Here is a 14,007-nt window from a genome sequence, read left to right on the forward strand (position 1 = left end):
AAGATAAAATCTGCCCCGGATTTGTCCGGGGCAATGCCGTCATCCTTAATATCTGTGTGATAAACTTGGCAGCAATGCCGATAGGCTTGCAGTCTTTGGCTCATTCATCGCCCGCTCCCACCGGGAAAAGACCATCAGGTATCCACCGCCTGAAGCAGCGGATGCCATTGGCCACGGATTTCGTGAGACTTGTTGTCCATCACATCAAAGACCCCTGTTCCCGCGGCTGCGTGACGCGCATAAAGAACACGATCGGAAATTCTGGCCAACAGCGGGTAGCCCTTCTTCGACAGCGTCTGTTCAAGGTCAGCGACCTGCGTTGACCGCCTGTTGATTCGATTGGCCACCACGAATATCTCGGCTTTGCCTTTGCGAACACGTTTGATGTCTGAAATTCCGTCCAGGAATTTCAACGTCGCATTCCAGTCAAAAGCGCTTGCCAGAACCGGGACCACGATGTCGGATGCTTCTGCGATGAGGTTCTTGGCCAGTTCTGATCTCAGGCCTCCCGGTCCGTCGATTACGATCGCGTCCAAGTTCTTGTCCTTTTCACCAATCGCGCTTTCCTTTGTCCAGTTCAAAGCCTCGATTTTGTTGAGATGCTTGGGACGACGCTTCACCCATGCAAGCGCAGACTTCTGACGATCGGCATCGGCGAGAGCCACGTCTTCTCCTCGGGCGGCGAGAGCAACGGCGAGATTCGTGGCCACGGTTGTCTTCCCGCAGCCCCCTTTGGAATTCACCACAAGTATCTTGCGCATATACACTTCCCAGTCCCGACAGGTTTCGCTTCAGCTCATTTCAACATAGGCGCACATTTTGCGCCTTTACAAGTAGAGTGCTGTCCAAAAATGCCATTTCGTGGCGACAAAGCGGCAGAACTCAGGTATAGCTGAACATCACCATGCATGTGATTACAAAAACAAAAGACCTCGCCGCTGCCTGTCAGCGCCTTGCAGCAAATGACTACGTTACGGTCGACACGGAATTTCTCCGTGAAACCACTTTCTGGCCGAAGCTCTGCGTGATTCAAATGGCAGGGCCAGACATGGCTTTCATCGTCGACGCGCTCTCCGAAGGGCTTGACCTGGAACCCTTTTTCGAGCTCATGCGTGACGCAAGTGTGACCAAGGTGTTCCACGCGGCGCGTCAGGATATCGAAATCATCTACCATTTGGGCGAACTCATCCCGGCCCCGCTTTTTGACACTCAGGTCGCGGCGATGGTCTGTGGTTTTGGCGACTCAATTTCCTACGATCAACTTATCTACAAGGTCACCGGTGCCCGAATTGACAAGTCGTCCCGGTTTACCGACTGGGCCCGACGTCCGCTTACCAACAAGCAGCTCGACTACGCGCTTGCCGACGTTACCCATCTTCGGGACGCCTATCAGTTCCTGAAGGCGAACCTGGCCGAACAGAACCGCAGTCACTGGGTTCAGGACGAGATGGAAGTGCTGACGTCTGTCACCACTTACAGAACGGTTCCCGAGCAAGCCTGGAAACGGCTGAAGCTTCGGGTGCGCAAACCCATCGAACTGGCCGTGATGATGGAAGTCGCGGCCTGGCGCGAAAGGGAAGCTCAATCCCGAAATGTGCCGCGCAGCCGTGTTGTGAAGGACGATGCAATCTATGAGCTTGCCGCACAACAACCACAGGACACGGAAGCCCTCGGACGGCTTAGGACCATTCCCAGAGGTTTCGAGCGTTCCAAATCGGCCGACGAAATCCTGAAGTCGGTTCGCAAAGCGCTAGCCCTTCCAAAAGAAAAACTGCCGAAACTGCCAAAGGGTCGCCAGGCACCTGACGGATCAGCGGCCGCCGTCGATCTCCTGAAAGTTCTCCTAAAGCTTGTCAGCGAAGCCAATGGCGTTGCGGCAAAGGTGATCGCGACAGTCGACGATCTGGAAAAGATCGCAGCGGACGATGCTGCTGACGTTGCCGCCATGAAAGGATGGCGCCGGGAGCTCTTCGGAGAAACTGCTTTGAAACTGAAGCGCGGCGAAGTCGCCCTTGCTTTCCAGAACCGGCAGATAGTCGCTCTCGATCAACCAGCTCCGGCTGAGCCCAAAAGGCAAGCGGCGGAATAAGCGGACGAACACCATGCCGTCTCGCAAGAGGCTCAGGACCTAGCCGGCGTTGATCTCAACCGTCGCGCTGATTGCCTTGCCCAGTTGTGCCGCCCGCTTGCGCATGCGTTCGCCTTCGAGATCCGCCAGCTTTTTGCCGAGATCGAGCGAAATTCCTCCCTCGACCGATGAGATGCCCACATGCGGTAGCGTACCAGCCATGGAGGCGCTCAGGAGCGATGCAACACGCAGAGTTGCACCCAGTACCTTGGCTCGAATACGCAGTCGGTCCGTGAACAGCTGCCGGATCACCGTGGACAGAGCCCCTTCTCTCAAGCCCTGGTGCCGGTAAAAGACCGCAGCTGCAAGATAAGCCCGGCTCGCATGGTCCAGACCGACGAACGAGGCGTTGGAAATAATGTTCAAGCTCTGTTCGCCACGATAGTCCGGATGTGCGCGCCATCCGATGTCGGACAACAGGCAGGCGGCATGTCGCAAGCGTGTTTCGTTGGCGGTTTCCTCGATTTCCAGAACCTTGAACAACTTGTCCGTCCAGGCAATCAGTTCCTCTGCATGCTCTGGAGAACGGGCACGCAACACACATAGCTCACGTGCAGCTTCAATGACGGGATCCTGAGCCTGCATGTCTGCGGGCAAGGTTTCGTGCAAGAGCCCCTCGCGCACTCCGGTTGCCGAGAAAATCACGCGCTCAGCCTTCATGGCAGTCAATACCTGTTCCAGCACCACCGCGCCGATCGGAACAAGCGGTCGGCGCTGTTTGGAGATAATCTCTCCCTTGTCGACGCCTTCCAGATTAGGCACCGCAACCTTGCGACAGAATTCGATCGCCTCGTCCGCAGCAATTTCGTAGTTGTGCATCACGTGCAATGGGTAATCGTTCTGCAAAAGATGCAGGCGACCTAAGGATCGCCAAGTTCCGCCAACAGCGTAGAAAGTCCGTTCGCCAGGGGCGAGATCCGGCCAGTCGTAGTCACTCAACGCTGCCTCGGCAATCTTCACCGCCTTGGGTATCTTGCCATCCGCTTCTTCGGAAAGACGCAATCCGCCAAGCGGAAAGGTGGACCCTTTTCCCGGCAGGTTCTTGTCGATTTCAACAAGTTCCAGACTGCCGCCACCCATATCGCCGACAAGCCCACGAGGCTGCCAGAAGCCAGCGATCACACCAAGGGCCGAATAGTAAGCTTCTTCATTCCCGTCAAGAATGCGCACGGGTGACTTCAGAAAGGCTTCAACTTCGCCGACAAACTCAGCACCATTGGCCGCATCCCGCGCCGCAGCGGTTGCAACGACATAGGTCTCCTGACACCCGGTGTGTTCGATCAACGCTTTGAAGCGAGCCAGTTCGTTCAAGGCGAGGTTTACTGAATCGTCCGCCATACGCCCTGTTGCAGCGACCCCTCGTCCCAACCCCGCGAGCAGCTTTTCGTTGAAAAGCATAGTAGGGGTGCGGGCCTTGCGTTCGTAAATCACGAGACGCACGGAGTTTGAGCCGATGTCCACAACCGCAATCGGTCCGGACCCGTTAAGCCGACCTCGTGCCGGCTGAAACTGGGCTTTCATACTATCCTCGTTTTTGCCGTTCATTGAACGGCTTTGGACGATCGCTCTTCAACGACTTGCCGCGCCCCGACAGGGACGGATTGGTCATGAAATACTGGTGGGCATTGAAAGGGTCTTCGTTTGCGCCTGGCACGATGCGTTCGTGCCGTCCGTTCGAAAGAATCCGCCAGCTTTGCTGGTTGTCTTTCAGATTGGCAACCATGATCTGGTCAAGCACCTGTTCATGAACGGTTGCCGTCAACAAAGGCGTCAACACCTCGACACGCCGGTCGATATTGCGCGGCATGAGATCCGCAGATCCGATATAGACATGTGCTTCTGGCGAAGGCAGTCCCTGACCGTTGCCGAAACAGAAAATACGCGAATGCTCCAGAAAGCGCCCGACGATTGACTTGACCCGGATATTTTCAGACAGGCCCTCAATGCCTGGCCGCAGGCAGCAGATGCCACGAATGATCAGATCGATCTGAACGCCTGCCTGACTTGCACGGTAGAGGGCATCGATAATTTCCGGATCGACCAGAGAATTCATCTTCATCCAGATTTGTGCCGGACGGCCCGCTCTGGCGTGTTCAATTTCCGCCTCGGTCATTTCCAGCATGCGCTCGCGCAAATTCACGGGCGAGACCATCAGGTGGTTCAGTTCGGCGGGCTGGGCATACCCTGTGATGAAATTAAAAACCCTTGCCGCGTCCTCGGCAATTCCGGGATCATCGGTGAAGAAGGACAGATCCTCGTATATGCGTGCGGTGATCGGATGATAGTTGCCTGTCCCGATATGGCAGTAGGTCTTCAGCTGTCCATGTTCACGCTTGATGACCATTGAGAGTTTCGAGTGTGTCTTCAGCTCGATAAAGCCGAACACGACCTGCACCCCTGCCCGTTCCAGATCCCGCGCCCATTTGATATTGGCCGCTTCGTCAAAACGCGCCTTCAGCTCCACCAAAGCCGTCACGGACTTTCCGGCCTCAGCAGCTTCCGCCAGGGCTTTGACAATCGGCGAATTGTTGGACGTTCGGTAGAGCGTCTGCTTGATGGCGACAACGTCCGGGTCCCGCGCGGCCTGACGCAGATATTGCACGACAACGTCAAAGGACTCATACGGGTGGTGAACGATGATGTCCTTTTGGTGGATTGCAGCAAGACAATCGCCACCATGCTCCCGAATGCGTTCCGGGAAACGCGCTGTATAGGGCTGAAACTTCAGGTCAGAACGCTCCAGGTCGACGATCTGCGACAGGTTGTTCAGTGCGAGCAACCCATTGGCCAGAAAAATCTCGCTTTCACCGACATCAAGTGCATCGGCCACAAACTCACGCAAGGCCGGCGGCGTTGTCTCCTGAATCTCAAGCCGGATCACAGATCCGCGTCGGCGACGCTTCAGAGCGCTCTCGAAAAGCCGCACCAGATCTTCTGCTTCTTCCTCGATCTCAAGGTCGCTGTCACGGATGACACGAAAGGCACCCTTGCCACGAATTTCGTAGCCAGGGAAAAGCCGGCCGATGAAAAGGCTAACGACTTTTTCGATAGCGATAAACCGGGCCGCTCCGTCCTCGCCACCCGGCAGCTTGACGAACCTGTCCACCTGATTGGGAATTCTGAGAAGCGCGATCATGCCGCGGCCGCCCGAAACTGGGACCAGCTCGAAGACGATGGAGAAACCGAGGTTGGGAATGAATGGAAACGGGTGCGCCGGATCGATGGCCAGTGGTGTGAGAACCGGAAACACGAACTTCAGGAAATAGTCCTGCAACCATGCCCGTTCGCTTTCGCCGAGCGTATCTCCTTGAAGGATTTCGATGCCTTTTTCAGCGATCTCACGGCCCAATTCACCCCAGATCTTTTGCTGTGACGCCTGAAGTTCCCGAACAGCTTCGCTGATTTTCTCAAGTTGTTCAGTGGGGGTCAGGCCGTCATCGGACAGGTTGGTGACCTCGGCCCGTTGCTGTCCACGCAGCCCGGCAACGCGCACCATGAAGAATTCGTCGAGATTGTTGGCTGATATCGACAGAAAACGCACCCGTTCAAGCAACGGGTGATTGGGATTCATGGCTTCTTCTAGAACCCTCAGGTTAAACTGCAACCAGGACAATTCGCGGTTCATGAACCTTGCAGGAGAAAGCGCCAGATCTTGCCCGCTTCCAGGTCCGTCCGACTTGATACGCGGATCGGGAACGACTTGAGATGAGGGTAGAATGTCCGAAAGATCCGTGGCTTCGTTCATGTCATCTTCCATCGTAAGGCATTGGGACACCTACATCCAACATGGGGCGCTTGCCTCTCGTAGCCGTGACTAACATGGACTGCTCCGCTCGCAAATGACAGTTCTTTGTGCTGCCCTCAGATTATTGGCCTTTATGCACATTTTCCAAAACCCTGCCCGCAAGAGGCTTCGTGATCTTGACCCGGCCTGCCAACGCTTCCCGATCGATGGCCTCAACCGCGCGCAAGGCCACCTCAAGCGATCGCTCCATGCGCACAACCAAATAGTCGATCACGCCGATTTCCACTGCGATCTGACGGTCGGCAAACAATTTCACCAGGACCCTGCGGAGCAAATCATCGTCAGGTTCCTGAATTTCCACGGGTGTTGCCGCGCGCAGACGGGAAAGAAGATCAGGCAACACTATTTTCCAGCTCGCAGGCCAGGTTCGGCTGGTGATCAATACCGAATTTCCTGCCTGTCTGGCTGAATTGAGAAGATGAAAAAGCGCGGTGTTATCGACGCCCAGATGAGCGTCCTCAACGACTGCTGCCGGCGCTGACGCAAGCAATTCCACGTCGTCTTCCTTGAGATCAGACGCCTGGACGACAGCTGCTCCCGTTTCGTCCCGAAACGCATTGACCAAGTGGGTTTTGCCGGCACCGACCGGACCGGCCAAAACAACGACCGGCGATGGCCAGTCAGGCCAGCGTTCCAAAAGCTCGAACGCAGCTCGGTTAGAACCGCCGACCAGGTAGTCGTCGCGGCTCAAGGCTGCTTCGTGCGGCAGATCTAGCGGCAGCTGGCGCGGAGGTTCCGCCATGTTCGGTTACTCTGATACCTTGTCGTCACCAACCGGGGTCGCCCGGCCGATGCCCTTGTACACCGGGCTAGCGAGATACTGCTTCAATCCGAAGCGCGCAAGCACGCCGATCATCGCTGCTGCAGGGACTGCGACCAGCATCCCCACAAATCCAAAGAGATATCCAAAGGCAAAAAGTGCGAACATCAGCGTGACAGGGTGCAATCCGGTGCTGTCTCCCACCAATTTCGGCTGCAAGATGTTGCCTTCCAGAAACTGTCCGACGCCGAAGATAGCGGCAACCGCAATGATCCATGGCCATTCCGGCCAGAACTGTACCAGCGCAACACCAATTGAAAGAACAAGACCAAGTCCTGCGCCAACAAAAGGAATGAAACTCACAAGACCGGCGGCCATGCCGATCAGAAGACCGAAGTTCAGGCCGACAACGGCAAGTGCGATCGCATAAAATGCACCAAGGATAAGGCAGACGGACACCTGCCCCCTGACGAAACCGGCAACCGCACCGTCCATTTCTGCTGCAAGACCGCGGATCTCGCCCAGATGATCTCGCGGTATCCAGCCATCAATGCGCTCCACCATTCTGTCCCAGTCGAGCAGAAGATAAAATGCGACCACCGGCGTGATGACGAAAAGCGAGAGGATCGACAGCAGAGCCTGACCACCGCTCCACAGGGACTGTGCCAGTTTGCCGACAAAACTCGCGCCCTGTCCGATGAGATCCGACATGGAGGACTGCAGATCTTCCGGATTGATCCCGGCCACGGTCGCCAAATCTGCCGGAAAATACTCCGAAAGCAGCGTCTGCAGTTTGCGCACAAGATCCGGAAACCGCTCCAGAAAAAGTGCGAGCTGATTGCCGAGCAAAGGCAGGATCAAAATGAAGAAAAGCACCAGAAGGAAGACGAACGCGAACAAGATCGTCAAGGTGGCCCACATTCTGGCCATGCCGAGTTTCTCAAGCCGGTCGCACACCGGATCCAACAGGTAGGCGACCGCCATGCCTGCCACGAACGGCAGCAACACACCGGAAAAGACATAGAGAAACAGGCAGAATACAGCGAGGGATATCAACCAGAACTGAACCTGACGGCGAAGGGTCATGAATGGCGCTCCTCAAACGGCACAATAGAAACGGATCAAAGCCAACTCAGATGGGATTATACGCCAGCAACGGTCAAGTCCAGTGGTGAGACCAGACGCTCTGGTTGTGCAATCTTGCCCAAGCCTTGGGGCAAAGCGTGGAGCAATGCCCCCTCACCACTTGTGTTCCGCGGCGCCAGAGGGTAAGCCGCGTTAGCATAGCCACCTGCCTGAAATGTCTTGGAGCGCCTTATGAGCCAATCCTCTGGGTCCAACGGTCTGACCTATGCCGATGCCGGGGTCGATATCGATGCCGGAAACGAACTGGTGAACCGCATCAAGCCCTTGGTCAAAGCGACTTCCAGGCCAGGCGCGGACAGCGATATTGGCGGTTTCGGTGGCCTGTTTGACCTGAAGGGCGCTGGCTTTACGGATCCGATCCTGGTTGCGGCCAACGACGGTGTCGGCACCAAACTCAAGATCGCCATTGAAACCGGACAACACCGTACAGTCGGTATCGACCTCGTTGCCATGTGCGTCAACGATCTCGTTGTTCAGGGCGCAGAGCCGCTCTTCTTTCTCGACTATTTCGCAACCGGTGCACTTGACGTTGAAACGGCAAGCGATGTCGTTGCCGGTATCGCCGATGGCTGCAAACTGGCAGGCGCAGCATTGATCGGCGGCGAAACCGCTGAAATGCCCGGTATGTATGTCGAAGGCGACTATGACCTTGCCGGCTTTTCAGTCGGGGCGGTTGAGCGCGGCGCTATCCTGCCGCGCAAGGACGTTGCCCCAGGCGATGTTCTCCTTGGACTGACCTCTTCCGGCGTTCATTCCAACGGGTACAGCATGGTGCGCAAGATCATCGAACTTGCCGGCCTGACCTGGTCTGATGCAGCACCTTTTGCCGACGGCAAGACCCTTGGCGAAACGCTGATGGAACCGACAAAGATCTACGTCAAACCGCTGCTGGCAGCCCTGAAAGCTACGACAGGCATCAAGGCTCTGGCTCATATTACGGGCGGCGGTTTGCCGGAAAATCTGCCACGCGTTCTGCCAGAGAATTCTTCCGCACGTATTGATCTTTCGGCCATCAGTGCTCCTGCAGTTTTCAATTGGCTGGCCAACACCGGCGGTGTGGCTGAAAAGGAAATGCTGCGGACATTCAATTGCGGGATAGGAATGGTTCTTGTTGTGGCCGAAACCGAAGCCGATGAAGTTACACGCGTTCTGCAAAGCGAAGGCGAACAGGTAGTCCGGATCGGCAGGATAGAAGCAGCAGGCAGTGCGCCAGTGGTATTCGACGGTAGCCTGGGCTTTTCAACATGACCCGCAAGAAAACAGCCGTTTTGATTTCCGGTCGCGGCAGCAATATGAGTGCCCTGATTTCGGCGGCAATGGCTCCAGACTACCCGGCGGAAATCGCACTGGTTTTGTCAAACCGCCCAGATGCGAAAGGGCTGGAGCACGCGAAAGAGCTTGGCATTGCGACCGGGGTGGTCGATCACAAGGATTTTTCAGGCGACCGGGAAGCCTTTGAAAAAGACGTTGATGCGGTATTGAAGCAGCACAAGATTGAGCTCGTCGCCCTGGCAGGCTTCATGAGGATCCTGACCCCCTTCCTGGTCAATGCCTGGTCCAACCGCATGATCAACATACACCCAGCTCTTCTGCCGTCCTTTAAAGGACTTGCAACCCACGAACGTGCATTGGAAGAAGGCGTCAAATTACACGGCGCAACCGTGCATTACGTTTCAGCCGAAATGGATGATGGACCGATCATTGCGCAGGGCGCTGTGCCCGTCCTGGACGACGACACACCCGATGTGCTTGCCGCGCGCGTGCTGGAAATCGAGCACCGGATCTATCCCAGAGCGTTGGAACTTGTGGCTTCAGGAAAAGCGAAGGTCGCAGGTGCCCGCGTCACAACGGGAAGCGTGGAAGGTTCACTGTCAGACAACCTGGTCTGGCCCTAAACAACTTTCCCTCAATAGCTTCTTGAGTTTTGTCTCCGGGACCGACGCACCTCGACGGCCGTCTGGCAAGGCGTTCATGTCCGGTCCAAATGCAGGTTTGCCTTCTGCTCCTCACAACCCAAGGCTCCGTACCTCTTGTGATTCAAGGTAATGCTTGATCGAATAACCTTTGAAAAGAGCGTTTGGCTTTAATCCCAGGGAGACGGACATTGCCATTTCTTGAAGACCTGCTTCCCACGGATCTGAAACCGGCCTTATTGATCGGCAACGGCATAAACCGTTATGGCGGCTCGCAAAACGCAAGCTGGGAAGGCCTCTTGAAGAAGCTCTCCAATCAGCAGGGACTTTCCCTTACCGATGACGAGATGAAGGAGATGTCAAACACTGAGTTTTTTGACATCCTGGATCTCGGCCGGCCGCTCGAAGAAAAGGTGTCTTTGCAAAAAGCGTTTTGCGACCTGATGACGGATTGGCGACACAGTTCACATCATTCAAAGATCGTGACCTGGGCGAAATCCAAGCGCACGCCTATTATCACGGTCAATTTCGATGAAAACCTTTCCAGATCAATCGACGCCAAGTTCATTCGGTCGAAAGAGGGTTTTACCGACTACTATCCCTGGAGTTCCTATTTTTCGGACCAGGCAATCGACACACCTCGGAACAGTTTCGCGATTTGGCATGCTCACGGGATGATGCGGTATCGCAGAAGCATTCGCCTCGGTCTTACGCATTACATGGGTGCTGTTCAGCGCGCGCGCCATTGGGTCTATGCAGGAAACGGACTTCGGCGCAGCGCCAAAGATCACACTTCGACATGGCGCGGTTCAGACACTTGGCTTGATATCCTTTTTCATTCACCGCTGCTCATTTTCGGTTTCGGTTTTGGCAAAGACGAAAATTTCTTCAGATGGCTGTTTCTGGAACGCGCCCGGCTACAGCGACTAGATGAGAGCTTCCGGCAACCCGCCTGGTTCATTGATGTTGAAAATGCAAGCAGCAAGCACCGACGTCCATTCTTTGAGCGCCTCGGCATGCAGTTTGTAACGGTGCCGTCCTATTCTGATATTTATGAAGCGTCCTTCTGGAGCACTCCAACACCTTGAGGGCAACAAGATCGCTCAAGGTTGACCCGAGCCAAGAATACTTTTGAGAACCGGTTGAAACCGACCAAACGTCATCGTGTCCCGACGAGATCGGTCGTCACTTCCCGCCCGAATACGCGTTCAGCATTTTTATACGCAATCTTTTCGGCAACCGATTTCGGTAGCATCGCAAGCCATTGTCGGTTGGATGCCATGACGTCGGAATATTTGTCCCATTGCGCATTCACCCAGGTGTCGCTTCCGATCATCAAACGGTCTTGAAAATCAAAAACGATCTCTGCCCATTCCGGGTCAAGACTGCTCCCTGAGCCTGCAATTTCCCATTCACGCAAGGACGTGTCGGCGAGCAATGTCGGAAAGTCCGACATCAACTTGTGTACATCAGATGCCGGCGTGCTCAGGCCTGCGTGTGCCCAAATTATTTTCACATCGGGATCAAGCGAAAACAGCCATCGAACCGGTTCGGCTCCCGAGTGAACATGCAGGTAAATGTCCCTCTCCCGCGCCATCCCGATAACCTTGCGAAACAGCGCTTCATCGGACGTATCGAGCCGATGGATATGAAACTCACCGATCCCTTCGTGCGGGTACTGTTCCAACCGGCGCTCGAGATAGGCATCCATACCCTTCATTTTGGTCCAGTTCCCGGACCCGGCGCTGCCGTGATAGGGCCTCAGCTCCGGCACAATGCGGTTAGGAGCATGTTCCCAGAGCATGATCGTGCCCTCGTCAGGCGTTGAAGAAACCAAGGCCATCGCGACACCGTTTTCGTCCATCAGTTCAATCACGCTTTCAACCGGATACCGCTCCCAGGCCGGTTCCTTGTAGTGCATATGCGCATCGAAAAGCGGAAGGTCGTTGACCCCATCCCCAATGGGTTCATCGGCGCGCGCGAGCAGGCCCGCGGCAATCAGAAAGGCAAGAAACGCGAAAACGGGAAAAACACTGCGAACCAGTTTCAAACACATCAGCTCAACTCTCGTGCACCTATGCTCTAAGGGAACCAGCGTAAACACAAAGATCACCTAAGGTCACGTTACAGAAGCTTCTTTCAAAGACCCAAGGCCAGAAGTTGCGACCACTCCGCGTCATCTTTTTCAGGTTTGGAGCACAGGCGTTGTGGAAAAAATTCAAGCTGTCGGCTAAATGCTGCTAAACACGGTATCTAGTAAGAACACTTTTCAAAATTGCACATTTGGAGCTGACATGAGCGGATTGCTTGCCCTTCTGGATGATGTCGCCGGAATTGCCAAAGTTGCCGCAGCATCGGTTGATGACGTTGTCGGTCAGGCAGCCAAAGCCGGGGCAAAAGCGGCAGGCGCGGTCATCGACGACGCAGCGGTTACGCCGAAATATGTTGCCGGGTTCTCTCCGGCCCGCGAGCTCCCGATCGTCTGGCGTATTGCCAAAGGATCGATGAAGAACAAATTGATTTTTCTTCTGCCTGTCGGCCTTTTGCTCAACACCTTCCTGCCATGGATCATCACTCCCCTATTGATGATTGGTGGAGCGTATTTGTGTTTCGAAGGAGCAGAAAAAGTCTATCACCTGTTCCAGCCCAAGCATCACGACGCAGATGAGCCGGAAGGATATGTGCCTGATCCCGTCCACCTGGAAGAACAGAAAGTGTCGGGCGCAATCAAGACCGATTTCATCCTCTCTGCAGAGATCATGACGATTGCGCTTTCGGAAATCCCGGACAGCAATATCTGGATGGAAGCCGCAACACTCGCCGTCGTCGCCATTGGCATCACGGTGCTCGTCTATGGTTCCGTCGCGCTGATTGTCAAAGCTGATGATGTCGGCCTTCACATGTCCAAAGAAGGCAGCCTGGCGCTCACCCGGGCTCTTGGTCTAGGTATTGTCAAAGCGATGCCGGGTTTCATGAAATTACTGATGATCGTCGGCACCGCGGCCATGTTGTGGGTTGGAGGCTCGATCGTGCTGCATGGAACCGAAGTCCTCGGGTTTGGAGGGCTCTATCATATCATCCACGATATCAGTCATGGTGCAGCCCATGCGGTTCAGGTTGCACAAGGTTTCGTAACCTGGGCAGTCACAGCCGCTCTCGACGGCGTTTTCGGACTTGCGCTAGGTCTGGCGCTAATCCCCGTAACAGACAAGATTATTCTGCCGCTTTTGAAGCTCTTCAAAAAACCGGCGAAAGTCGAAAATCATTGAAGGGTTTACAGCTTTAGCTAGCTTCCCGGTTGCTCAGATGACCGCTCTGGATGTCTATTGCTCAGTGGTGGAAATGCAACCGCAGTGAAAGACTATTCGCCTTGCAGCGCCTGGCTAAGCGACAGACCCTGATCTGATTTTGACCTGAGGTCCAGGCCTGAATGCAGGTCGATGATGTGGCTTTTCTGGATACTCTCAGCAGCTTCAGCATCGCGTTTTTCCAAAGCGTCCATCAGGGCATGGTGAGAGTGGCTTTCACATGCCGTGTCAGACCGTTTCCAATAGAGCGCAATCACCAGCGAGGAACGTGAGATCAGGGACCTGACCATTCCGGCAAAGACCCTGTGATCGGCGACATCCGCAATTTCTGTATGAAAATTGCCCGAGAGCAACAATGCCTTTCCCATATCTCCGTCATGAAGCGCTTTGTGTTCAGCTTCCAGATGTGCGTAAAGGCGTTTGATCTGCGCATCAGTGATCATGTCTGCGGCTAAGCGGGCAACCGCAGGTTCGATCAAAGCGCGGGCCTGAAAGACCTCGTGCGCCTCCTGGACGGAGGGTTTCGCGACAAAGGCGCCCCTGTTCTTTTCGATGCTGACCAAACCGGAATGGGCCAGCGCCTGCAATGCCGCCCTGACCACCGTACGACTGGCACCATAGATTTCTCCGACCTCGTCTTCAGACAACTTCAAACCCGGCACCAACTTGTGCTCCAGGATAGCCGAATGCAGGCTGCGACAGATCTCCAGCGCGCGTCCCGGAGGCAAGGCGATCACCTCGTGCAGATGGCTGCTATCGCTGAGAGCGGCGTTGGTCATGGTCTTCGTCGTTGTCTGATTGGCAAGAAGGATCAAGCAATGGCCTGATCCTACTCTTCATGCACATTCACCACAATGAAATATCGTATACAATTTTTGAGCAATGTGTATTCTATTTGCCAATTTATTGTGCACTTAAACTCGTGGCTTACGAAAGCACCTGTCACA

General features: G+C 55.0%; 12 protein-coding genes. 5 read left to right on the plus strand and 7 right to left on the minus strand.

Annotation, left to right across the window (positions count from 1 at the left end; all coding sequences use genetic code 11):
- Window positions 1-134 precede the first annotated feature (134 nt).
- A complete protein-coding gene (locus tag K1718_RS17710) occupies window positions 135-710 on the minus strand; it encodes a ParA family protein (RefSeq protein WP_285806022.1) in 576 nt (191 codons plus the stop codon).
- Between the two features lie 194 nt (window positions 711-904).
- Between K1718_RS17710 and rnd the strand changes: the two genes are divergently transcribed.
- Window positions 905-2,089, plus strand: a complete 1,185-nt coding sequence (gene rnd / locus K1718_RS17715) for a ribonuclease D (RefSeq protein ID WP_152502214.1) — start codon at window positions 905-907, stop codon at window positions 2,087-2,089.
- 39 nt (window positions 2,090-2,128) lie between these two features.
- On the opposite strand, the gene K1718_RS17720 is transcribed toward rnd, so the two are convergent.
- The 4 genes from K1718_RS17720 to K1718_RS17735 all read right to left on the minus strand — a co-directional run bounded on the left by K1718_RS17720 (window position 2,129) and on the right by K1718_RS17735 (window position 7,779).
- On the minus strand, window positions 2,129-3,649 hold the full coding sequence (locus K1718_RS17720; RefSeq protein WP_265681358.1) for a Ppx/GppA phosphatase family protein: 1,521 nt from the start codon (window positions 3,647-3,649) through the stop codon (window positions 2,129-2,131).
- Window position 3,650: 1 nt separating this feature from the next.
- A complete protein-coding gene (locus K1718_RS17725) occupies window positions 3,651-5,873 on the minus strand; it encodes an RNA degradosome polyphosphate kinase (protein ID WP_152502216.1) in 2,223 nt (740 codons plus the stop codon).
- A gap of 121 nt (window positions 5,874-5,994) precedes the next feature.
- Entirely contained in the window at window positions 5,995-6,675 is a 681-nt protein-coding gene (locus tag K1718_RS17730) for a P-loop NTPase family protein (protein WP_152502217.1), read from the minus strand.
- Between the two features lie 6 nt (window positions 6,676-6,681).
- On the minus strand, window positions 6,682-7,779 hold the full coding sequence (locus K1718_RS17735; protein ID WP_152502218.1) for an AI-2E family transporter: 1,098 nt from the start codon (window positions 7,777-7,779) through the stop codon (window positions 6,682-6,684).
- A gap of 231 nt (window positions 7,780-8,010) precedes the next feature.
- On the opposite strand from K1718_RS17735, the gene purM reads away from it, so the two are divergent.
- The 3 genes from purM (at window position 8,011) to K1718_RS17750 (ending at window position 10,840) form a co-directional block, all read left to right on the plus strand.
- Window positions 8,011-9,087, plus strand: coding sequence for a phosphoribosylformylglycinamidine cyclo-ligase (gene purM, locus K1718_RS17740; RefSeq protein WP_265681357.1), 1,077 nt, complete (start codon window positions 8,011-8,013; stop codon window positions 9,085-9,087).
- The gene (gene purN / locus K1718_RS17745) at window positions 9,084-9,734 is read left to right on the plus strand and encodes a phosphoribosylglycinamide formyltransferase (protein WP_265681356.1); all 651 of its coding nucleotides are present in this window, start codon (window positions 9,084-9,086) and stop codon (window positions 9,732-9,734) included. The genes purM and purN overlap by 4 nt, the downstream gene beginning before the upstream one ends.
- Before the next feature lie 209 nt (window positions 9,735-9,943).
- Window positions 9,944-10,840 carry an SIR2 family protein gene (locus K1718_RS17750; protein WP_265681355.1) on the plus strand — a complete coding sequence of 299 codons (897 nt, stop codon included), beginning with the start codon at window positions 9,944-9,946 and terminating at the stop codon, window positions 10,838-10,840.
- A 71-nt stretch (window positions 10,841-10,911) separates the two neighbouring features.
- Here K1718_RS17750 and K1718_RS17755 read toward each other — a convergent pair whose 3' ends face one another.
- On the minus strand, window positions 10,912-11,808 hold the full coding sequence (locus K1718_RS17755; protein WP_265681354.1) for an amidohydrolase family protein: 897 nt from the start codon (window positions 11,806-11,808) through the stop codon (window positions 10,912-10,914).
- A gap of 238 nt (window positions 11,809-12,046) precedes the next feature.
- On the opposite strand from K1718_RS17755, the gene K1718_RS17760 reads away from it, so the two are divergent.
- Complete coding sequence (locus tag K1718_RS17760) at window positions 12,047-13,021, plus strand: DUF808 domain-containing protein (RefSeq protein WP_152502223.1); 975 nt, start codon at window positions 12,047-12,049, stop codon at window positions 13,019-13,021.
- Window positions 13,022-13,113: 92 nt separating this feature from the next.
- Here the strand turns inward: K1718_RS17760 and K1718_RS17765 are convergent, their stop codons facing one another.
- Window positions 13,114-13,839 (minus strand): GntR family transcriptional regulator, encoded by a 726-nt coding sequence (locus K1718_RS17765; RefSeq protein WP_152502224.1) that lies wholly within the window; start codon window positions 13,837-13,839, stop codon window positions 13,114-13,116.
- Window positions 13,840-14,007: the final 168 nt, after the last annotated feature.

Source organism: Roseibium porphyridii, from assembly GCF_026191725.2.
Lineage (GTDB): Bacteria > Pseudomonadota > Alphaproteobacteria > Rhizobiales > Stappiaceae > Roseibium > Roseibium porphyridii.